The organism is Actinomadura harenae (genome assembly GCF_003696215.1).
GTDB lineage: Bacteria > Actinomycetota > Actinomycetes > Streptosporangiales > Streptosporangiaceae > Spirillospora > Spirillospora harenae.
In genome coordinates, this window is record NZ_RFFG01000050.1 from 41,479 (window position 1) to 63,635 (window position 22,157).

14 protein-coding genes and 1 pseudogene are annotated in these 22,157 nt (G+C 74.5%); 11 read left to right on the forward strand and 4 right to left on the reverse strand.

Annotation, left to right across the window (positions count from 1 at the left end):
* Positions 1–5: 5 nt before the first annotated feature.
* The 7 genes from EBO15_RS25475 to EBO15_RS25505 all read left to right on the forward strand — a co-directional run bounded on the left by EBO15_RS25475 (position 6) and on the right by EBO15_RS25505 (position 6,924).
* Entirely contained in the window at positions 6–1,100 is a 1,095-nt protein-coding gene (locus EBO15_RS25475) for an abortive infection protein (protein ID WP_122196969.1), read from the forward strand.
* 19 nt (positions 1,101–1,119) lie between these two features.
* Positions 1,120–2,388 carry a cytochrome P450 gene (locus EBO15_RS25480; RefSeq protein ID WP_122196970.1) on the forward strand — a complete coding sequence of 423 codons (1,269 nt, stop codon included), beginning with the start codon at positions 1,120–1,122 and terminating at the stop codon, positions 2,386–2,388.
* A gap of 8 nt (positions 2,389–2,396) precedes the next feature.
* Complete coding sequence (locus EBO15_RS25485; protein WP_122196971.1) at positions 2,397–3,728, forward strand: nucleotide sugar dehydrogenase; 1,332 nt, start codon at positions 2,397–2,399, stop codon at positions 3,726–3,728.
* Positions 3,725–4,708: an NAD-dependent epimerase/dehydratase family protein gene (locus tag EBO15_RS25490; RefSeq protein WP_122196972.1), complete on the forward strand. Its 984-nt coding sequence runs from the start codon at positions 3,725–3,727 to the stop codon at positions 4,706–4,708. The genes EBO15_RS25485 and EBO15_RS25490 overlap by 4 nt, the downstream gene beginning before the upstream one ends.
* Before the next feature lie 47 nt (positions 4,709–4,755).
* A complete protein-coding gene (locus EBO15_RS25495; protein ID WP_233616428.1) occupies positions 4,756–5,616 on the forward strand; it encodes a formylglycine-generating enzyme family protein in 861 nt (286 codons plus the stop codon).
* A gap of 70 nt (positions 5,617–5,686) precedes the next feature.
* The gene (locus tag EBO15_RS25500; RefSeq protein ID WP_199744802.1) at positions 5,687–5,953 is read left to right on the forward strand and encodes a MoaD/ThiS family protein; all 267 of its coding nucleotides are present in this window, start codon (positions 5,687–5,689) and stop codon (positions 5,951–5,953) included.
* Between the two features lie 2 nt (positions 5,954–5,955).
* On the forward strand, positions 5,956–6,924 hold the full coding sequence (locus EBO15_RS25505) for a quinone oxidoreductase family protein (protein ID WP_122196974.1): 969 nt from the start codon (positions 5,956–5,958) through the stop codon (positions 6,922–6,924).
* Positions 6,925–6,943: 19 nt separating this feature from the next.
* On the opposite strand, the gene EBO15_RS25510 is transcribed toward EBO15_RS25505, so the two are convergent.
* Positions 6,944–7,813, reverse strand: a complete 870-nt coding sequence (locus EBO15_RS25510) for a transporter substrate-binding domain-containing protein (protein ID WP_122196975.1) — start codon at positions 7,811–7,813, stop codon at positions 6,944–6,946.
* A 59-nt stretch (positions 7,814–7,872) separates the two neighbouring features.
* The gene (locus EBO15_RS25515) at positions 7,873–9,423 is read right to left on the reverse strand and encodes an FAD-dependent monooxygenase (RefSeq protein ID WP_158628354.1); all 1,551 of its coding nucleotides are present in this window, start codon (positions 9,421–9,423) and stop codon (positions 7,873–7,875) included.
* A 298-nt stretch (positions 9,424–9,721) separates the two neighbouring features.
* Between EBO15_RS25515 and EBO15_RS25520 the strand changes: the two genes are divergently transcribed.
* Together EBO15_RS25520 and EBO15_RS25525 are read left to right on the forward strand one after the other, a co-directional pair.
* The gene (locus EBO15_RS25520) at positions 9,722–14,932 is read left to right on the forward strand and encodes a type I polyketide synthase (protein ID WP_122196977.1); all 5,211 of its coding nucleotides are present in this window, start codon (positions 9,722–9,724) and stop codon (positions 14,930–14,932) included.
* Positions 14,933–14,951: 19 nt separating this feature from the next.
* Positions 14,952–16,619, forward strand: a complete 1,668-nt coding sequence (locus EBO15_RS25525) for a (2,3-dihydroxybenzoyl)adenylate synthase (protein ID WP_122196978.1) — start codon at positions 14,952–14,954, stop codon at positions 16,617–16,619.
* An 87-nt stretch (positions 16,620–16,706) separates the two neighbouring features.
* Here EBO15_RS25525 and EBO15_RS25530 read toward each other — a convergent pair whose 3' ends face one another.
* Entirely contained in the window at positions 16,707–18,839 is a 2,133-nt protein-coding gene (locus EBO15_RS25530; RefSeq protein WP_122196979.1) for an MMPL family transporter, read from the reverse strand.
* 200 nt (positions 18,840–19,039) lie between these two features.
* Between EBO15_RS25530 and EBO15_RS47125 the strand changes: the two genes are divergently transcribed.
* On the forward strand, positions 19,040–20,461 hold the full coding sequence (locus tag EBO15_RS47125) for a nucleotide disphospho-sugar-binding domain-containing protein (protein WP_122196980.1): 1,422 nt from the start codon (positions 19,040–19,042) through the stop codon (positions 20,459–20,461).
* Positions 20,462–20,582: 121 nt separating this feature from the next.
* Here the strand turns inward: EBO15_RS47125 and EBO15_RS25540 are convergent, their stop codons facing one another.
* Complete coding sequence (locus tag EBO15_RS25540) at positions 20,583–20,960, reverse strand: VOC family protein (RefSeq protein ID WP_122196981.1); 378 nt, start codon at positions 20,958–20,960, stop codon at positions 20,583–20,585.
* A 341-nt stretch (positions 20,961–21,301) separates the two neighbouring features.
* On the opposite strand from EBO15_RS25540, the pseudogene EBO15_RS25545 reads away from it, so the two are divergent.
* A pseudogene (locus EBO15_RS25545) lies at positions 21,302–22,157 on the forward strand (hypothetical protein); the annotation flags it as partial.

Here is a 22,157-nt window from a genome sequence, read left to right on the forward strand (position 1 = left end):
ACAGCATGTCCGAGCGGGAACCCGCGGGAGCGGCCCTCCGGGGGGTCGCCTACGACACCGGGACGAACTTCATGACGGGTCAGGGGGACCTGTCGCGCGTCGTGTGGAGCGAGCGCCACATGACGGAGGAGATCTCCCTCATCGCCGACCAGCTGAACTGCAACAGCGTGACCGTCTACGGCAGCGACCACGGCAGGCTGGAGGCGGCCTCGCGCGCCGCGGCCGAACGCGACCTGCGCGTGCGGTTGCAGCCGCGGCTGGCCGACCGTCCCCAGGCGGACGTCATCGACCACCTCGCCGAGGCCGCGCGGCTGGCCGAGACGCTGCGCGACGACGGGGCGGACGTCGAGCTCACCGTCGGCGCCGTCCACCTGATCTTCACTCCGGGCATCGCCCCCGGCGAGCCGTACCACCAGCGCATGGCGAACGCCTACGCCGACCTCGACCACTACCTGCTCGAGCCGGACGGGCGGATCGACTTCCACGAGGCCGCGCCGCGCCTGAACGACTTCCTCGGCCGGGCCGCGGCGACCGCCCGCGACCTGTTCCACGGGCCGCTGAGCTACTCGGCCGCGATGTTCGAGGAGGTCGACTGGACGCTCTTCGACAGCATCGGGCTGATGTACCAGTACCTCCCCGCGTACCTGCCGACGGCGGCGGAGCACGTCGCCGAGATCGCCCCGTACCACAAGTGGGGCAAGCCGGTCGACATCGCCGAGTTCGGCACCGCCACCTACCGGGGCGCCGAGGAGATGGCGTTCCGCTTCTACGACATCGTCGACCGCTACGTCGATCCCCCGGTCGTCCTCGACCGCTACACGCGGGACGAGAGCGCGCAGGCCGCCTACCACCTGAAGATGTTCGGCGTCTTCGAGCAGGCCGGGGTCCGGGGCGTGACGGTGTCGGAGCTCGTCCACCCGACCCACCCGCACTCCGAGGACCCGCGCCTGGACCTCGACACCGCCAGCATGTGCGTCGTCAAGACCGTCCGCGACGACTTCGCCGACCCCGCCTCGGACTACCGGCTGGAGCCGAAGGAGTCCTTCCACGCGATCGCGGACCACTACGCCCACGTCGGCTTCCAGGAAGCGCTGCGCTGACATCCGCCAGGAGGATCCCATGGCGGCTTCGCCCGTCACCCCCGAGAACACCGAAAGCACGGAGAACACCGAGCCCGCCGGCGACGCGCCGGACTATCCCCTCACCCGCGAGTGCCCCTACAGCGCGCCCGGCGGCACCGCGGGGCTGCACGCCGACGGCCCGCTCCAGCGCGTCCGCCTGTACGACGGGCGGACGACCTGGCTGGCCACCGGCCCCGCCGAGGTGCGGGCGCTGCTGTCGGACAAGCGCATGTCCAGCCGGTCGGACTTCCCCGACTACCCCGTCCTCGACGAGCGCCACCTGCACATGCGCGGCACCCGGGAGATGGCCAAGGAGGAGGACGGCGGCTTCGCGGGCGCCCTGTTCGGCGTCGACCCGCCCGAGCACACCCGGCAGCGGCAGCTGCTGATCCCCCACTTCACGGCCCGCCGGATCGCCGTGCACCGCCCGGAGATCCAGCGCATCGTGGACGAGCGGATCGACGCCATGCTCGCCCAGGGGCCGCCCGCCGACCTGATGCCCGCCTTCGCCGCGCCGATCCCGATGATGGTGGTCTGCGCCTTCCTCGGCGTCCCGTACGAGGACCGGGAGCACTTCGAGAAACCGGCCCGGGACCTGTTCGACCCCGGCCGTGCCGACGCGGCGATGGAGGAGCTGTCCGGCTACCTGGCGCGGCTGGTCGGCGAGCGCCGGTCCGAGCTGCGCGGCGGCCTGCTCGCCGACCTGATGGACGACCGGGTCGCGGGCGGCGCCATGGCGGTCGACGAGGCGATCCAGTTCGCCTTCGCGATCCTCGTCGCGGGCACCGTCACCTCCACGAGCGCCATCGCGCTCGGCACGCTGGCCCTGCTCGACACCCCCGGTCAGTACGCCGCGCTGCGCGACGACCCGGACCTGATCCCCGGCGCGGTCGACGAGATCCTCCGGCACGTGTCGCTGGTCGAGCAGCTCGCCCGCGTCGCCACCGAGGACGTCGAGGTCGCCGGCCAGGTCGTCCGGGCGGGGGACGGCCTGCTGGTCAGCTTCGCCGCGGCCAACCTGGACCCGAGCGTGACGTCCCACCCGGGCGAGTTCGACGTGACCCGCCCGCCGGACCACCACTTCGCCTTCGGGTACGGGCTGCACCGCTGCCTCGGCCACAACCTGGCCCGGCTGGAACTGGAGATCGTGTTCCGCTCGCTGACCGAGCGGTTCCCGGGGCTGCGTCCCGCCGTCCCGGTCGCGGAGATCCCCGCCTTCAACGACGCCACCGTGCAGAAGCTGCTGGCGTTCCCGGTCACCTGGTGAGGAGCGTCATGCAGGAACGACAACCGATCGCGGTGATCGGGCTCGGATACGTGGGCCTGTGCGTGGCCGCGGCGCTCGCCGAGTCGGGGTTCGACGTCGTCGGCGTGGACAAGGCCGCCGGCCTGGTCGACGACCTGGGCCGGGGGGTGGTCCGCTCCCGGGAGCCCGGCGTGGCGGACACCGCGCGCCGCGCCCTGTCCGAGGGGCGCCTGCGCGCCACGACCGACTACGCGGCCGTCGCGGACGCCGAGGTCGTCGTCATCACGGTCGGGACCCCGGTCACCCCCGACCTGAAGCTGGCGGACGCGCAGCTCCGCGGGGCCTGCACGGAACTGGCCCGGCACCTGCGCGCCGGGCAGCTCGTGATCTGCAAGAGCACCGTCCCGCCCGGGACGACCCGGGACCTGGTGCTGCCGCTGCTGGAGGGCGGCGGCCTGGAGGCGGGCCGGGACTTCCGGCTGGCCTTCTGCCCCGAGCGGCTGGCCGAGGGCACGGCGCTGGCCGACCTGCGGGCCCTGCCGATCGTGGTCGGCGGGCTCGACGAGCGCAGCACCGCCGAGGCCGCGGAGTTCTGGCAGAAGTCCCTGAACGTCCCGGCCATCCCGCAGGACACGCTGGAGGCCGCCGAGATCGTCAAGCTGGCCGACAACTGGTGGATCGACCTGAACATCGCGCTGGCCAACGAGCTGGCCAGGTTCTGCTCGCTGTTCGGGGTGGACGTCCTGGACGTCATCTCCGCGGCCAACTCCATCAAGAAGGGCAACGGCAACGTCAACATCCTGCTGCCCAGCGTCGGCGTCGGCGGGTCGTGCCTGACCAAGGACCCGTGGATGGTCTGGCAGACCGCCGCGCGGCACGGCCTGACCGTCCGCACCCCCGAGGTCGGACGGCTGTCCAACGACGAGATGCCCGCCTACACCGCGCGGCTCGTCCTCGACGACCTCGCCGAGCGGGGCCTCGACCCGAAGACCGCGACGGTCGCGGTGCTCGGCCTGGCGTTCAAGAACAACACCGGCGACCTGCGGGAGACCCCGGTGAAGGGCGTGGTCGACGAGCTGGCCGCGGCCGGGGTGCGGCTGCGGGCGTACGACCCGATGGTGGAGCCCGACCAGGCCGAGGAGCTGTTCGGGCTGCGGCCCGGCGACTCCCTGACCGAGACCGTCCGGGGCGCCGACTGCGTCGCCGTCCTCGCGCTCCACAAGGAGTTCGAGGACATCGACTTCGCCGCGCTGCCCGTCGCCGACTCCTGCCTGGTGCTGGACGGACGCGCCTACTACCCGAAGGAGAAGATCGCGATGCTGCGCGAACTCGGCTACCGCTACCGGGGGATCGGCCGATGAGCGGGACCCGCGTCGTCGTCACCGGCGGGTCCGGGTTCGTCGGGAGCCACCTGGTCGAGAGCCTGCTCGCCCGCGGCCACGAGGTGACCGTGTTCGACGGGGCCGCGCCGCCGCCGGACGGCGGAGGCGACCTGGTCGAGCACGTCCGCGGGGACGTCCGGGACCCGGACGCGCTGGCCAGGGCCGTCCGGCCCGGCGTGGACGTCGTCTACCACCTGGCCGCGATGGTCGGCGTCGACCAGTACCTCGCCAAGCCGCTGGAGGTCATCGACGTCAACTTCACCGGGACCCGCAACGTCCTGGAGCTGGCCGCGAAGGCCGGGTCCCGGGTCGTGGTCGCGAGCACCAGCGAGGTGTTCGGCAAGAACCCCGACGTCCCCTGGCGCGAGGACGGCGACCGGGTCCTCGGCCCGACCACCGCCGACCGCTGGACGTACTCGTCCAGCAAGGCGCTCACCGAGCACCTCACCTTCGCCTTCGCCAAGGCCCACGGGCTGGACGCGAGCGTGGTCCGGTACTTCAACGTCTACGGCCCGCGCCAGCGTCCCGCGTACCTCGTCAGCCGCAGCCTGCACCGGGCGCTCAACGGCCTGCCGCCGGTCGTGTACGACCAGGGCCGGCAGACCCGCTGCTTCACCTACGTCGCCGACGTCGTCGCGGGCACCGTCCTCGCGGGCACGCACCCGGACGCGATCGGCGACGTCTTCAACATCGGCAGCATGACCGAGACGACCATCGCCGAGGCCGTGCGGCTCATCGCGTCGCTCACCGGCTCGGCCGCGCCCGTGCCCGTGGACACGGCCACCGCGCTCGGCTCGGCCTACGAGGACCTGCCCCGGCGCGTCCCGGACAACACCAAGGCCCGCAAGGTCCTCGGCTGGGACTGCGGCACGACGCTGCCGGAGGGCCTGGCCAAGACCGTCGCATGGGCCCGCGCCAACCCGTGGTGGCTGGAGCAGTCCGACAGCGGCGCCGCCTGAGCGCCCGGAACGCGTTCGGAGACCGGAAGGAGAGTTCGGTGGGGGAAATGGTGCACGTCCCGGGAGGGACGTTCCAGCAGGGGTCGCCCCCGTGGCTGCTGGACCTGCTCGAGGCCAGTGACCAGCCGCTTCCCCGCATCTGGTTCGCCGACGAGACGCCCCAGCACACCCGCGTCCTGGAGCCCTACCGGATCGACCGGCACCCCGTCACGGTCGCCGAGTTCGCCGAGTTCGCCGAGCGCACCGGCCATGTCACCGACGCCGAGGAACGCGGGTTCGGGCTCGTCTACACCGAACGGGGCTGGCGGGAGCTCGACGGCGTGAGCTGGCGGGCGCCGGGCGGCCCGGGCACCTCGTCCAAGGGCATGGGCGACCACCCGGTCGTCCACGTCTCCTGGCTCGACTGCGTGAGCTACGCCGAGTGGGCGGGCAAGCGTCTGCCGACCGAGTCCGAGTGGGAGTTCGCGGCGCGCGGCGGCCCGGAGTTCCGGATCTGGCCGTGGGGCGACACCTGGGATGTCCGCAACGCCAACACCGCCGAGTTCCACGCGGGCGCGCTCAACGCCCTCGGCGGCTGGAAGGCGTGGTGGGAGGCGACCTGCGCCGAGGACGGCCCGATCCCCCGCACGACCCCGGTCGGCGCCTTCTCCAAGGGCGGCGACAGCCCCTTCGGCTGCGCCGACATGGGCGGAAACGTCTACGAGTGGACGTCGACGCTCTCCCACCTCTACGACGACGCCACCGAGTGCGACCCCAGCGTCCAGGCGGCCATGGGCCGCTACCGGGTCATCCGCGGGGGCTCCTGGATGAACTTCCGCCACCAGACCCGGTGCAGCGAGCGCATGCACGGCGACCCGACCGGCTGGTCGTCCTTCGCGCACGGCTTCCGCTGCGCGAAGGACGCCTGAACAGGGACGCCTGAAGAGGGACGCCTGAGCAAGGACGCCTGACCGCGCCCCGAGACGAACGAGGAGACCGATGATCAGGATTCTCATCCCCTCGGTGTGGAGCCCCGACGGCCGCACCGCCTTCGAGGGCGCCGAGGGACCCCTGCCCGACGTCGTCCGGCGCTTCGCCGACGACCACCCCTGGATCGCGGGACGGCTGTTCGGCCCGGACGGCGCGCCCCTGCTCCACGTCAACCTCGTCGTCGACGACGAGCTCGTCCCCCGGCGGAGCCGGGACGCCGCGGTCGTCGGCGCCGGGAGCACCGTCACCATCCTCGCGCCGATGGCGGGGGGCTGACCGTGCGCCGGATCGTCCTGGAACGGCAGGGTCCGCCGGACGTCATGCGCGTCGCGGACGCCGCCGAGCCCGAACCGGGCGACGGCGAGGTCCTGGTGCGGGTGACGGTCTCCGGGGTCAACGTCGTCGACCTGTTCCAGCGGTCGGGCGCCTACCGCGTCGCGCTCCCCTTCACGCCCGGCATGGAGGGCGCCGGCGTGGTGCTGCGCACGGGCCCGGGCGTCACGGGCGTGCGTCCCGGCGCCCGCGTCGGATGGGCGGTGCCCTCGGCGTCCTACGCCACGCACTGCGCCGTCCCCGCCGACCGCCTGATCCCCCTCCCCGACGACGTCACGGACGAGGACGCCGTCGCCGCGCTCGTCCAGGGGATGACCGCGCACATGCTCGCCGTCGACGTCGTCCCGCTGAAGGAGGGCGACACCTGCCTCGTGCACGCGGCGGGCGGCGGCGTCGGCGGGCTGCTCTGCCGGCTCGCCGTGCTGCGCGGCGCGCGGGTGATCGGCACGGCCTCCGGCCCCGCGAAGGCGAAGGCCGCCGAGGAGTCCGGCGCCGGGGACGTCGTCGACTACTCCGACGGCGTGTTCGCCGACCGCGTCCTCGCGCTCACCGGCGGACGCGGCGTGGACGTGGTCTACGACGCCGTCGGCCGCGACACCTTCGACCAGGGCCTGGCCTGCCTGCGCCCGCGCGGCACGTTCGTGTCGTACGGCCAGACCGGCGGGCCCGTCGGGGCCGTGGACCTCGGCGCGCTCCAGGGCTCGCTGTTCCTCACCAAACCGTCCCTCGGACGGTACGACCGCACCCCCGAGCTGGTGCGCCGCCGCGCCGCCGCCGTCCTCGGGCTGGTGCGCGAGGGGACGCTGCGCCCGCGCGTCCACGGCGTCCACGCGCTGGAGGACGCCCCCGCCGCGCACCGGGCCGTCGAGTCCCGGGAGGCGGCGGGCAAGGTGCTCCTGTCCCCCGCGTCCTGAGGTCCCGGGCGTCCCGTCCCTAGTCGCAGCCCTCGAACTGGGGGACGGCGACCACCGACAGGTCCAGACCGGAGCCGCCGAACCAGCGGCGCAGGGACCTGGCCATCGAGCCGTCCTGGTACATCCGGGTGATCGCCTTGTTGACGGCCTCGCAGCCGTCCGGGTCGCCGGGGCGCATGCCGATGCCGGTGCGCTGTTCCCCGAACCGCGCGCCGAGCAGCCGGAACGCCGTGCCCTGCTGGTTGCGGAGCCCGGCCAGGATGGTGTCGTTCGTGGTGATCGCGTCGATCCTGCCGTCCCGGAGCATCGCGGTGCACTGCGCGTACCCGTCGGTCCGCACCGGCACCGCCGGGACGCGCAGCCCCTTGATGACCAGGTCGGACGCGCCCGCGCCCTTGACCGCGCAGATCGGGCGCCCGGCGAGGTCGTGCACGTTCTGGATGCGCCGCTCGCCGGAGCGGACGAGGATGTCCTGGTAGGACGGCACGTACGGCCCGGCGAAGGCGATCCGCGCCTTCCAGTCCGCCCGCACCCAGTACGTGAGGATCATGTCGACGCTCCTGTCCTTCAGCAGGAGCCGCTCGCGGTCCGCGGCCGCCGCCGGGACGATCCTGACGCGTTTCCCGAGGGCCTTCGCGACGTAGGCGGCGACGTCCACGTCCAGGCCCTCGAACGTGCCGTCGCGCCGGCGTCCGCCGATCCCCGGCAGGTCCGGCCGCACCCCGGCGACCAGGGTCTCCTTCGCGAGCAGACCGGACTCGGCCCGCGCGTAGGGCAGGCAGCCGGTCACGGCCGTGCCCGCCGCCAGGCACGCCGCCACCGTCCATGCCGCCGCCGGCCACGCCGCCGCCGGCCGCGCCGCGCGTCCGGGCATGATCACTCTCCGCATGGCGCGCACGCTAGCAACGCCAAGGGACTCACAACGGAAGAACGGCCACAAAGGGACGTTCAGCGCCCGTCCAGGGCGACCAGGTCGATCCGGCCCGCGAGCAGCGCGAGGTGGATCCGGGCTGACCAGGAGTCCTCGTCGGCGTCCAGGCCGGGGCCGTCCCGCCAGTCGGCGGGCACGCGGACCGCGACCGGCGTCCCGGACTCGGCGCGGAGCGCGGACGCGTACCGCAGTGTCTCGTGCCAACACTCCCAGGGCGGCGCCCCGGCGCCGACGACGATCACGTCCGCGTCCGCGCCGACGCCGGCGTTCGGGACCGAAAGGATGTCGTCCTCGCTCCAGTCCGGGTCGTCCGGGCACTCCGGTTCGCGCAGGCGCAGGCCCGGGGCGGGCAGGGAGAGCAGGCGGTTCGGGAGGGCCGCCGGGCCCAGGCGGAACGGCGTGTCCACCGCGTGGCGGGCGGCGTCCGGACGGCCGTCGCCCGCCCGCCGGCGGAACGCCGCCTCCGCCTCGGCGAGCCGGTCCGGGCAGCGGCGGCGCAGCGCGGCGAGCGTCATGGCGGGCGTCCGCGTCAGGAAGTGCAGGCCGAACTCCTCGGCGGGCAGGTCCAGGCGGCGTCCGAAGCCCTCCCACCAGCGCATGCTCGGCGCGGCGAGGCGCTGCGTGCGCTCGACGGGTCCGCGCCGCGCCCGCTCGTAGGCGTCGAACGCCTCCGCCCGGTCCCGATGCCCGCTCAGCGCCGTGGCCAGCGCGATCGCGTCCTCCAGGGCGAGCTTGGTCCCGGACCCGACCGTGAAGTGCGCGGTGTGCGCGGCGTCGCCGAGCAGCACCGTGTTCCCGACCGACCAGCGCCGGTTGGTCACCACGGTGAAGCGGCTCCACCGGTTCCGGTCGCCGACCAGCTTCCGCCCGCCGAGGTGCTCGGCGAACACCTCGCTCAGCATGCCGAGCCGGTCGTCGCCGAGCGGCCCGGACGCGTTGCCGCCGAACCCGGCCGCGCGCCACGTCGCCTCGTCGGTCTCCACCACCACCGTCGCGCCCGCGTCGGCGTGCGGGTAGCAGTGCGCCGCCATCGGCCCGTACGGCGTCCGGACGAACGCGAAGGACGTGCGGGGCTCGAACGGCGCGTCCGTCCCCAGCCACACGAAGCGCGCGGCTCCGGTCAGGGTGGTGGTCCCGAACCCGGCGGCGCGGGCGGTCCGGTGGGCGGACGCGGCGCCGTCCGCGAGCGCGACGACGTCCGCGTCGGACAGCGTCTCCGGCGGAACCGCGCGGCGGTAGCGGATGCGGGCGCCGACGGCCTCGGCCTGCTCCCGCAGGATCGTCAGCAGCGTGTGCCGGGAGATGCTCGCCACCTCGAAGCCGTCGTAGCGCAGCGTCCTGCCGGGCAGCGCGATGTCGATCCCCGACAGGGGCAGGCTCGCCCCGACGATCCGCCGGTGCGTGTCCGGGTCGGCCCCGGCGATCCCGCCGAGCGTCCGCGCCGACAGGGTGACGCCGAAGCCGGACGCCTCCCCCGGCTCGCCGCGCTCGTACACCTCGACCTCGGCGCCCGGCAGCAGCAGGCCGACCATGCGCGCCGTGAGGAGGCCCGCCGGACCGGCCCCCACGACCGCCACCCGCCGCGGCCCCGCGCCGCTCCCCCGGCCCGATCTCCTGTCCGGTCCCGTTTCCGCTCCCGTGCCCGCTCCCGTGCCCACTTCCATGGCGACCCCCTTGCCGATTCCCGGCCCCGTCTCCTGCCCAATGATCCGTACCGGGAGCGGCGGCCGGAACCGCCGGAGCACCGCATTTCTCAAGGTGCCGGGCCCGGACGGCCGAACCGACCATGAGGTCGTCCCCTATCCGTTCGTTGCTCAGGCCGCTCCCGGGCCCCGCCCGGTGAACGTCCGGAAAGGCTGTCGGCTGATGGACTCACGCGAACCCGTCGCCATCATCGGGATGGCCTGTCGCTTCGCGGGAGGGGTGAGCTCGCCCGACGGGTTCTGGACGCTCCTCCGCGAGGGCGGCACCACCTCCGGAGACCTCCCCGAAGGACGGTGGGACTGGTACTCCGCCCAGGGACCGGACCACGCCGCCGCCGTCCGGGACACCCCCGGACGCGGGTCCTACCTCGACGACGTGGCGGGCTTCGACGCCGACTTCTTCGGCATCACGCCCCGTGAGGCCGCGCTGATGGACCCGCAGCAGCGGATCATCCTGGAACTCTCCTGGGAGGCCCTGGAACACGCGGGCGTCCCCCCGCACACCCTGGCCGGAACCGACGCCGGGGTGTTCATGGGGGTCGGCGCGGACGACTACGGCCGCCGGCTGCTCGAGGACCTGCCGCGGATCGAGGCGTGGTCGGGCATCGGCGGCGCGTACTGCGCCGTGTCCAACCGGGTCTCGCACGTGCTCGACCTGCGCGGGTCGAGCATGTCCGTCGACACCGCCTGCTCGTCGTCGCTGGTGGCCGTCCACCTGGCGGCGCAGGCGCTGCGGGCGGGCGAGTGCCCGGTGGCGCTCGCGGGCGGCGTCCTGGTCGTGGCGGCGCCCGGCCTGACGCGCGTCCTTTCCGCGGCGGGCGCGATCTCGCCGGACGGGCGCAGCAAGTCGTTCCAGGCCGACGCCGACGGGTACGGCCGGGGCGAGGGCGGCGGGGTCGTCGTCCTCAAGCTGCTGAGCGACGCGCGCCGCGACGGCGACCGGGTCCTCGCCGTCCTGCGCGGCAGCGCCGTCCACCAGGACGGCCGGACGAACGGCATCATGGCGCCCGACGCCGCCGCCCAGGCGCACCTGCTGCGCCGGACGTACGCGGGCGCGGGCATCGACCCGGCCTCGGTGTCCTTCGTGGAGGCCCACGGCACCGGGACGCGCGTCGGGGACCCGCTCGAGGCGGCGGCGCTCGCCGAGGTCTTCGGCGCGGACCGCCCCGCCGGGCGGCCGCTGCTCATCGGCTCGGCCAAGCCCAACGTCGGGCACCTGGAGGCGGGCGCGGGCATGGCGGGCCTGATCAAGGCCGTCCTGGCGCTCCGCCACCGCGAGATCCCGCCGAACCCCGGGTTCACCGAACCGAACCCGGCCATCCCCTGGGACACCGCCGGGCTGCGGGTCGTGGACGAGCCGACGCCCTGGCCGGACGGCGACGGCCCCCGGCGCGCGGGCGTCTCGGGCTACGGGTACGGCGGCACGATCGCGCACGTCATCCTCGAAGAGGCCGAGGAGGAGCCGGTCCACGACGCGGCCGACGCCGACGCCGACGCCGCGCCCGACGCCGGCGACCTACGGTTGTACCCGGTCTCGGCGGCGTCGGCCGAGACGCTGGCCCGCCGGGCCGCCGACCTCGCCGACCATGTCGAGAGCCCGTCGTCCGGGTCGCTCCGCGATCTCGGCCACACCCTCGCGCTCCGCCGGACGCACCTGTCCCACCGGGCCGCCGTGGTCGCGTCCGGCCGCGCGGAACTCGCCGCCGGGCTGCGCGCGCCCGCCGTCACCGGGACCGCCGGATCCGCCGGGCACGGCCTGGTGTGGGTGTTCTCCGGCCACGGCTCGCAGTGGGTGGGCATGGCCGCCCGCACGCTCGCGGACGACCCGGACTTCGCCGCCGTCCTGCGCGAGCTCGACCCCGTCTTCCGCGAGGAGATCGGCTTCGCCCCGACCGAGGTCATCGAGCGGGGCCTCCCGCTGCCCGTGGACGTCGCCCAGCCGATGATCTACGCGGTGCAGGTCGCGCTGGCCGCGTCCTGCCGGGCCGCCGGGATCCGGCCGGACGCCGTCGTCGGGCACTCGGTGGGCGAGATCGCCGCCGCCGTCACCGCCGGGGCCCTGACCGAAGAGCAGGGCGCGCGGCTGGTCTGCCGCCGCTCGCTGCTGCTGCGGCGGGTGGCCGGGCAGGGCGCCATGATCATGGTCGCGCTGCCGCCCGAGGAGGTCGAAGGGCTGCTCGGCGACCGGGCGGACCTGGCCGTCGCCGTCGCGGCCGCGCCCCGCTCCACGGTGGTGTCCGGTGTCCCGGCGGCGGTGGAGGACCTGGCCGGACGGCTGCGGGCCGACGGCGTGGCCGTCCGCGAGGTCGACTCCGACGTCGCCTTCCACAGCCCGTCCATGGATCCCCTGCTCGCCGACCTGGAGGCCGCGGCGTCCGACCTGACGCCGCGCGCGCCCGAGATCCCCCTGTACACGACCGCGCTGGACGACCCGCGCTCCACCGCGCCGCGCGACGGCGCCTACTGGGCCGCCAACCTGCGCGGGACGGTCCGGTTCGCGCACGCGATCGCCGCCGCCGCCGAGGACGGCCACCGGACGTTCCTGGAGGTCGCGCCGCATCCCGTGGTGGAGCACTCCATCAACGAGACGCTGGAGGGCGCCGACGGCCTGTGCACCGCCCACACCATGCGCCGCAGCCGTCCCGAACGGCGGACGCTGCTGGAGAGCATCGCCGTCCTGTACGCGCACGGCGCGCCGGTCGACTGGCGGGCGCTGTGGCCCGAGGGCCGTCCGGCGGACCTGCCCCCGGCGCCGTGGCGGCACCGCCCGTACTGGATCGAGGAGGACGGCGCGGCCGCCGTGGCGCGGGTGGCCGAACGGCACGACCCGGTGAGCCACACGCTGCTCGGCGGGCGCACCAGCGTGCACGGCTCGACCCCGGCCACGGTCTGGCTGACCTCGCTGGACCGCGAGACGCGCCCCTATCCCGGCGACCACCCGGTGCGCGAGGTCGAGATCGTCCCGGCCGCCGTGCTGCTGAACACCTTCCTCACCGCCGCCTCGTCCGCGGGCGGACGGCCGGACCTGACCGGCGTCCACCTGCACGTGCCCGTCACCCTCACCCGGCCCCGCGAGGTGCAGATCGTCCTCCAGGACGGCATGCTCCGGCTGTCGTCGCGGATCGTCGACAGCACCCCCGACGACCGGGCCTGGGTCACCCACACGACCGCGACCGCCGAGACCCGCTCCGAGCCGCTCGCCGCGTCCGCCGCCGCGCCGCCACCCGCCCCCGGGACGGAGCCACCCCCCGGGCACGGGACGGAGCTGCCGTCCGCGTACGTGGTCGACCGGCTCGCGACGCTGGGCGTCGCGGCGATGGGGTTCCACTGGGAGCTGCCGCGGATCCTGCGGGAGGACGGGCGGCTCGCCGTGACCGTCCAGGTCGGGACGGGCGAGGACGCGCCGTCCACGTGGGCGCCGCTGCTCGACGCGGCGCTGTCGGCCGCCTCGGTGGCGTTCTCCGGCGACCCCGTCCTGCGGATGCCGGCGCACGTCCACCGGGTCGCCCTGGACGGGGCCAGCCCGGCGCGCGCCCTGGTCCTGGTCCGGGTGACGGGCGAGGACACGGTCGACGTCGAGATCCGCGACACCGCCGGCACGGTCGTCGCCCGGCTGGACCGGCTGCGCTACGGCGTCCTGGAGGGCGACACCGCCGTCCTGACCAGCCCGCGCCGCCTGGTGCACGAGCTCGTCTGGCGTCCGCTGCCCGAGCCCCCGGCGCCGGGCCGGACCCGGGTCGTCCTCGTCGGCCCGGACACCGCCCTGCTCGGCCGGATCAGCGAGCGGCTGGGCGCGGCCGGGGTCCCCTTCCGGGTCGCGGCCGCCCCCGAGGACCTGCGGGACGCCGAGCTCGCGGGCGGCCACACGGTCGTCGTCGTCCCGCCGCTCGGGCCGTCCTCCGACACCGACGAGGCGGCGGTCGGCGCGGCCTGGCTGCTCGCCCGGACGGCCCGGCGGCTCGCGGACTCCGGCCTGGCGGCGCCCGCCCGGCTCTGGTGCGCGACCCAGGGCGTCCGGGAGAGCGACGAGGAACGGTCGCTCGGCCACAGCGCGCTGTGGGGACTCGGCCGGATCATCGGCGGCGAGCACCCCGAGTTCTGGGGCGGGGTCGTCGACATCGGCGGGTCGCCCCGCGACGTCCCGGCCCTGGTCGACATCGTCGCGTCGCCGCCGGGCGACGACGTGGTCGTGGTCCGCGACGGCGAACCGTCCGTCGCGCGGCTCCGGCTGCTGGAGGGCGACCCGGTGCGGCCGCCGCTGACCTGCCGCCCGGACGGCACGTACCTGATCACCGGCGGGCTCGGCACGCTCGGCCTGGAGGTCGCCCGGTGGCTGGCCGACCGGGGCGCGCGGCGGCTCGTCCTCGTCGGGCGCCGCTCGCTGCCGCCCCGCGACACCTGGCAGGACCTGACCGAGCCCGCCGAGGCCGCGCGGGTCGATGCGATCCTGGAGATGGAGCGGCTCGGCGTCACCGTCGCGACCGTCGCGCTCGACATCGCCGACGCCGAGGCCGCGCGGAAGCTGCTGTCGCCCGCCGCGCTCGGCCTGCCGCCGATCCGCGGGGTCGTGCACGCGGCGGGCGTGCTGGACGACCGCACGCTCCGGTCGCTGGACGAGGAGTCGCTGCGGACCGTCATGCGGCCGAAGGTGAAGGGCGCGCTCGTCCTGCACGAGCTGTTCCCGCCGGGGACGCTCGACCACTTCGTCCTCTTCTCCTCCTGCGGGCAGCTCCTCGGCCTTCCCGGCCAGGCCGCCTACGCCGCGGGCAACGCCTTCCTGGACGCGCTCGCCGCGCACCGGCGGGCCGCCGGGGACACCGCCACGACCAGCTTCGGCTGGACGTCCTGGCGCGGGCTCGGCATGTCCACCTCCTCGGCCGTCATCGACGCCGAGCTCGCCGCCCGCGGCACCTCCGACATCAGCGCCACCGAGGCGTTCAGCGCGTGGTGGCTCGCCGGACGGCACGCGCTGTCGTACGCGGCCGTGCTCCGGACCATCCCGCTCGGGCCGGGCGACCGCAGGCCGCCGCTGCTGAGCGAGCTCGACGACGCGCCGCCCGAACCGTCCGGCACGGCCGCCGACGCCTCGCCCTGGGAGGGGCTCGACCCGGACGCGCTGCACGACTTCCTCGTCGAGGAGGTGCGGCGGCAGGTCGCGGAGGAGACCCGGCTGTCGGTGGACGACGTGGACGCCGACCGTCCGGTGGCGGAGATGGGCGTCGACTCGGTCATGACCGTACGGATCCGGCGCGGGATCGAGCGCCGGTTCCGCGTCCCGCTCCCCGCGACCCTCTTCTGGGACCGGCCGACGGTCGAGGCCGTCGCGCGGCTGCTCGCCGAGCTGCTCGGCCCCGGGCCGGAGGGCACGCAGTGACCACAGAAGGAACACGGTGATGAGGCATCCGATCGTCCCCTGGCCCTCCGACGCCGCCGCGACCTACCGGGAGGCGGGATGCTGGCGCGGCCGCCCCCTCGGCGCCTTCCTGTGGGACGCCGCCGACCGCCACCCCACCCGGACGGCCCTGGTGGACGGCGGCACCCGCCTGACCCATCTCGACGTGGCCGAGCGCGCGGACCGGCTGGCGGAGGGGCTCGCCGGTCTCGGGCTGGAGCGCGGCGACGGCGTCCTCGTGCAACTGCCCAACTCGTGGGAGTTCGTCGTCGTCACGATGGCGTGCTTCCGGCTGGGCCTGGTCCCGGTCATGATGCTCCTGCCGCACCGCGAGTACGAGCTGACCTCGATCGCCGAGCACGTCGGGGCGCGGGCCCTGCTGGTCCCGTCCCGGTGGCGGGACTTCGACCACGAGGCGCTGGCGCACCGCGTCGCCGCCCGGGTGCCGTCGCGTCCGCGGGTCCTGACGACGGGCGAGCCGGCGCGTCCGGACAGCGTCGCGCTCCGTCCGCTGATGGAGGGACGGGACGAGAGCGCCGAGGGCAGGGGCGGCGTCGCCGAACGCCGTGCCCGGCTGGACGCGCGGGCCCCGTCGCCGTCCGGGCCCGCGCTGTTCCTGCTGTCCGGCGGGACGACGGGCCTGCCCAAGCTGATCAGCCGGACCCACGACGACTACGCGTACAACATCCGCCGCGTCTCCGCCGTCTGCGGCCTCGACGCCGAGACCGTGTACCTCGCCGTCCTGCCCGCCGGGCACAACTTCCCGCTGGCCAACCCGGGCATCCTCGGCACGCTGATGGCCGGCGGACGGGTGGTCCTGCTGCCCTCCCCTCGGCCCGCCGCCGTGTTCGCGGCGGTCGAGGCGGAGCGGGTCACGGTCACCGCGGCCACCCCGGCGATCGCCCTGCGCTGGACGGAGGAGGCGCCGGACTCCGGACGCGACCTGTCCAGCCTCCTCTTCGTCCAGGTGGGCGGCTCCATGCTCTCGCCCGAGGTCGCCGCCCGCATCGGGCCCGCGCTCGGCTGCCGCCTGCAGCAGATGTACGGCATGGCCGAGGGCCTCATCTGCTGCCTGCCGTACGACATGCTCGACGACGAGGCCGCCCGCGCCACGCAGGGCCCGCCCATCAGCCCGTACGACGAGCTCAAGGTGGTCGGACGGGACGGAACACCCGTTCCGCCGGGCGGTGTCGGCGAGCTGCTGACCCGGGGCCCGTACACGCCGCGCGGCTACTACGCGGCCCCCGAGCAGAACGCCGTCTCCTTCACCGCCGACGGCTGGTACCGCACGGGCGACCTCGTCCGGATCACCCCCGAGGGCCGGGTCGTGGTCTGCGGACGGGTGAAGGACCTCATCAACCGGGGCGGCGAGAAGATCGCGCCGGGCGAGGTCGAGGTGCTCGTCCAGGAGATCCCCGCGGTGGCCGAGGCCGCCGTCCTCGGGCTCCCGGACCCGGTGCTCGGCGAGCGGGTGTGCCTGGTCGTCCGCGTCCACCCGGGGCGCTCGCTGACCCTCACGGGCGTCCGCGCGGCGCTGACCGCGCGGGGCATCGCCGCGTTCAAGCACCCCGACCGGCTCGTGGTCCTCGCCGACCTGCCGCACACCCCCCTGGGCAAGCCCGACAAGAACGCCCTGCGCGCCCTCCTGGACCAGGGGACCGCCGCATAGGGCCGCTGCAGCGAACCACCGAGTGGGGGAATCCCGGGGCGGCCGCACGGGGTACGGCCGCCCCGGGTGCTCGGGGCGGGGCGGACGTCAGCCGCCGGGAGCGGGCTCCAGGTCCATCTCGCCGATGTCGCCGGCGTCCTCGACGGGGACGTCCTCGCGCTTCGCCAGTCCGCTCGGCAGCCAGACGAGGCGGCCCATGTCGAGCGTCAGCGCCGTCACCAGCACCGAACGCACGACGAAGGTGTCCAGCAGGATGCCGATCGAGACCGCCGCGCCCATCTCGATGAACGAGATCACCGGCACGGTCGTCAGCACCGCGAAGGTGCCCGCCAGGACGAGGCCGGCCGAGGTGATCACGCCGCCGGTCGCGGTCAGCCCGGTCAGGGCCGCCCGCCGGGTGCCGAGCCGCCGCGCGTCCTCGCGCACGCGCGTCATGAGGAAGATGTTGTAGTCCACGCCGAGGGAGACGAGGAACACGAACACCAGCAGCGGGAACGAGGTGTCGGTCGCCTTGAACCCGAACACGTCGTGGAACAGCACCGAGCTGATCCCGATCGCGGCCAGGTACGACAGGACGACCGTCCCGATCAGCACCAGCGGCGCGACCAGCGCGCGCAGCAGCAGCGTCAGGACCACCATGACCGCCAGGAGCACGAGCGGGATCAGCAGCAGCGTGTCGTGGTCGTAGGCGCTGTTGGTGTCCTTGGTGAGCGCGGTCTGGCCGCCGACCTTCGCGTCCGCGCCGCCGATCGCGTGCACGGCGGTGCGCAGCCGGGAGACGGTGTCGAACGCCGCGCGGGTGTCGGGCTGGGCCCGCAGCGTCCCTTCGAGGTAGACCAGCCCGTCCTTCTGGACGGGCTCGGTCGTCGACGCGATCCCCCGGTCCCCGCTCAGCGCCTGCCGCAGCCGGGACGCCGCCCCCGCGTTGCCGATCACCACGACGGGCTGGCCGTTCTGGCCCGCCGCGTAGTGCCGGGCGAGGACCTCCTGGCCGAGCACCGAGCGCGGCTTGTCGAGGAAGGAGTCCTGGGACGCCAGGCCGGTCGCGTGGACCTGGAAGAGGCCGAACGACAGGAAGCCCAGCACGACGGCGGTGCCGATCCAGATCGCGCGGGGCCGCCGCGCGATGCGGGTCCCGGCGCGCGCCCACAGCCGGGCGCTGGTGACCTCGTCCGACCCGACCAGCGGCTTCCTCGGCCAGAAGATCCACCGGCCGAAGATGACGAGCAGGGCGGGCATCAGGGTCAGGGAGATGACCAGGCCGACGACGATGCCGATCGCCAGCACCGGGCCGAGCCCGGCGGTGTTGTTCATCTGCGCGAACTGGAGGCAGAGCAGCGCGACCGAGACGGTGGCGGCGCTCGCCACGATCGGCGGGGCGGCGCGGCGCAGCGCGACGGCCATCGCCACGTGCCGGTCGGCGTGCCGCCGCAGCTCCTCGCGGTACCGCGAGAGCAGTAGCAGGGCGTAGTCGGTGCCCGCGCCGAACACGAGCACCAGGAGGAAGGCCGTGTCCTGGGCGTTGACCGTGAGCCCGGCGTGTTTGGCCAGCAGGTAGATGAAGCCCTGCGAGCCGGTCAGCGCGAGCATCGCGCACAGGAAGGGCAGGATCCACAGCACCGGGCTGCGGTAGGCGAACAGCAGGATCACGACGACGACGAGGATCGTGCCGAGCAGCTGCGTGGAGTTGAGGCCCGAGTACGCGTGGGTGGTGTCGGCGACGTAGGTGCCCATGCCCGCGAGGTGCACCGACATGCCCCCGCCGCCGGTCCCGGTGATCTTCTCGACCCCGTCGACCCGCTTGACGATCTTGGACGAGCCGTCCTTGCCCATCGTGATCGGCACGACGGTCTGCAGCGCCTTGCCGTCGGACGAGGCGATCGGCCCGGTGACCGGCCCCGCGACGCCCTCGGCGCCGGCGAGCGCCTTCGCGTCCGCCGCGGCCTTGGCCTGGTCCGCGGGGGTGATCCCGGACGTCCGCTCGTAGACGACGACCGCGGGCACGTCGTCCCCGTTCTGGAACCGCTTCTGGAGGTTCAGGACCCGGGTGGCCTCCGCCTTCCCCGGAAGCCACTGCGCGTAGTCGTTGTTCTCGGCGCTCGTGAGCTTCCCGGCCAGCGGCCCGACCACGATCATCGTCAGCAGGAGCCAGGCCACCAGGACGACCCATTTGCTCCATCTGCCGCAAACGAACCGGGTGACCCCGTTCTCTCTGTCCATGCACGCTCCGTCCGCGAAGCTCACTCAGGGGGGTGGGTACCTGTAAGACGGCACGCCCCCCGGAAACTCACCGCCCCCGCGCCCCTGGCTTTTGAGCACTTCAGAGCAATCCACGAGGTGCGCGGTGACCACCCCCCAACGGACGATGTCCGGGAATGCTCCGACCCGTGCCCGAGTAGCCCGTGTCCGAAGGAGAACCGATGCGCGTTCTGTTCACGATCTATCCCAACTCGCTCGCGCACCTCTACCCGGTCGTGCCGCTCGCGTGGGCGCTCCAGAGCGCCGGGCACGAGGTCCGGGTGGCGGCGCACCACAGCGCCGCGGAGCAGATCATCACCACCGGCCTGTCCCCCGTGGCGCTCGGCGACCCCGACACGCCGGAGGTGCGGCTGACCGACGGCGCCAAGCCGCCGAAGACGCCCGAGGAGGTCGACGCGTACGCGCGGGTCCTCGGGCTGACCGAGCGGGAGCGCGAGCACTGGATCACCTACTTCCAGTACCTGTTCGTCCCGATGTCGGACTACCTCCGGGTCGACCGCTCCGAGGCGTCCGACCTCGTCGAGTTCTGCCGCACCTGGCAGCCCGACCTGGTCCTGTGGGACGTCACCGTGCCGAGCGCCGCCGTCGCCGCGCGGGTCAGCGGCGCCGCGCAGGCGCGCCTGGTGAACGGCGAGGACGTCTTCGCGTTCAGCCTGGACAAGCTCGCCGAGCATGCCGGGGACCTCCGGGCCGCCGGGCTGGACGAGAACCCGCTCGCGACCATGATGCGGCCGCTCGCCGACAAGTACGGCGTCGAGATCGACCGGGAGCTCCTGCTCGGCCAGTTCAGCGTGGACACCATCCCGGACGGCCTCCAGCTGCCCACCCGCGTCAACCGGGTGCACGTGCGCCACATCCCCTTCGCGGGCGCCCAGACCTTCCCGAAGTGGCTGCACGAGAAGCCCGAGCGTCCCCGCGTCGCACTGACCCTGGGCGAGTCCACGCGCCGCTTCATCCGCGGCGACTGGGACCGCACGCCCAAGATCATGAAGGCCCTGGAGGGGCTGGACATCGAGGTCGTCGCGACCCTGAACAGCCTCCAGCTCGACGACGTCGAGAAGATCCCCGACAACGTCCGCGTGATCGAGTGGGTGAACCTCACGCACCTGATGCCGACCTGCTCGGCGATGATCCACCACGGCGGCATCGGCACCTACTCGGCGGCCGTCCCGGCGAAGGTCCCGCACCTGGTGTGCGACATCGAGGGCGAGTCCCTCATGCTCCAGCCCGTCCAGGACACCGACGCCTCGCGCACCGGCACCCTGCTGCCCGGCCTGGAGCACGGCAAGCGCGAGGAGCGGGACGCCGACGCCGGCCCGCCGCCGGTCTTCGAGCTCCCGGCCAAGAAGGTCGAGGCCACCCCGGTGTCGGAGTTCGTCATCGCGCAGGGCTCCGGCGCCCGCCTGGACCACCGGGCCCAGACCGTCGAGGAGATGCGCGCGCTGATCCTCGAGGTCGCGACCTCCGAGGCCTACCGCAAGGGCGCCGAGGACGTCCACGCGCAGTGGCTCGCCACGCCGAGCCCGAGCGACGTCGTGCCCGTCCTGGAGCGGCTGGCGGCCGAGCACCGGCGGCACGCCTGACGGACCGGCGGGGGCTCGGCCGGGACGTCCCGGCCGAGTCCCCGCCCCTGCCACTCCCCCGGCCCGCGCGTTCCGGCCGGTCGGCGGCCGCCCGGCGCGGGGCGGCCGCCGGTCGTGCCCGTCAGCCGGCCATTTGCTGGAGGGCCCAGCCGTTGCCGTCCGGGTCCTCGAAGTAGGCGTAGGAGACGCTGGGCTTCCCCGGGGCGCCCATGTGGCTGATCTCGCTGATCTCCACGCCCCGTCCGACGAGCTCCTCGCGGACCTCCTCGATGTCCTTGACGACCAGGTGCAGGTTCTGGATCGCGCCGGGCGGCGTCTCGACCCAGCCGGCGCCGAAGCCGATCGAGCAGGCCGAGCCGGGCGGCGTCATCTGGACGATCCGGAAGCCGCCGCCGGGGTTCACGTCGTGGTCCAGGGTGAAGCCGCACTTCTCGTAAAAGGCGATCGACCGGTCCGGGTCGGACACGGGGATCGGCACCAGTTCGAGTTTGAGGTCCATGGCCTGGATGTCCTTCCGCTAAACGCTACGAGACATACGTTGACGGGCCGATCCGGCCGGATCGGCACCAGGCCCAGCAAACCACGACGGCCCCGGCGCCTGCCCCGGGAACACCCACTCCCGCCCCGGGCCGCGCCCCGTGGACGGCCGCCCTCGTGGCCGCGCCCGCCCCCGGGTGACGGCCGCCTCCGTGCCGGGTCGCGGGCCCGGGACCGGCCCGCACTCCGGGAGAAGCGCCGCCGCCGGGTCCGCCACGAGCATGAGGACCACACGCGCGTCGGCTCGCCCACGTGCCGCACGACCGGCGCCGTCCGTCGACGGTCCCGAGCTGAGGGGTGTCCATGACCGAGAACGCGGAACCGCCCGTCGAGCCGCCGGCCTCCCCGGGCCCGCGCCGTCCGCCCGCCGCCGCCCCGCCCCCCGCCGGACGGGAACGGGGACGCGAACGCGGACGGGGACGGAACCAGGGCCGGGGACGGCGGGTCGCACGAGGGGCCGCGGCGAGCGCCCTGGCCGGGCTGGCGGTGCTGGTGAGCACCGCGCCCCCGGCGCTGGCGTCGCCCGCGGTGCAGCCCGTGTCCACGTTCGGGCAGGTCCCGCAGATGGGCCTGAACATGGTGAACGGCGCGGCGCTGCACTGCCCGGCCGGGGTGACGGCGTGGTCGCCGATGATCGTGCCGATCGAGATGGCCATCCCGCACGGGGACCCGAACGGCAGCCTGGATCCCCGCGACGTCAAGAACATGCCGAACGACACGGCCCTCTGGTACCGGACGCTGGGCAGCACCACGTCCGGCGGGCCGATGGTCCTGGACAAGGCGTGGACGCAGGACGGCCGGAGCGACATCCCGATCGTCCGCACCGGGCTGCGGTCGGGCACCTACCTGCTGGGCGCGCTGTGCGCAAAGCCCTCGCAGGGACGGCACGTGTACCCCCTCGACGCGAACGGCGCCCCCATCGGCGAGTGGTACGTCGTGACGTTCACCTGGGTGGACCGCCAGCCGACGCAGGGGACCTTCCGTTTCGAGCGGCAGTACACCGAGGCCGGGTCCGAAGCCGGATCCGCCGGGTCGGCCGCCGCTCCCCCGACGGCCGCGGCCTCGGGCGCGCGGACGCACCACCACGGGTCCGGCGGCCTGGGCTGGCCGGGCTGGCTGGGGATCGGCGCGGCCCTCGCCGCGGCCCTGGCGGTCGGCG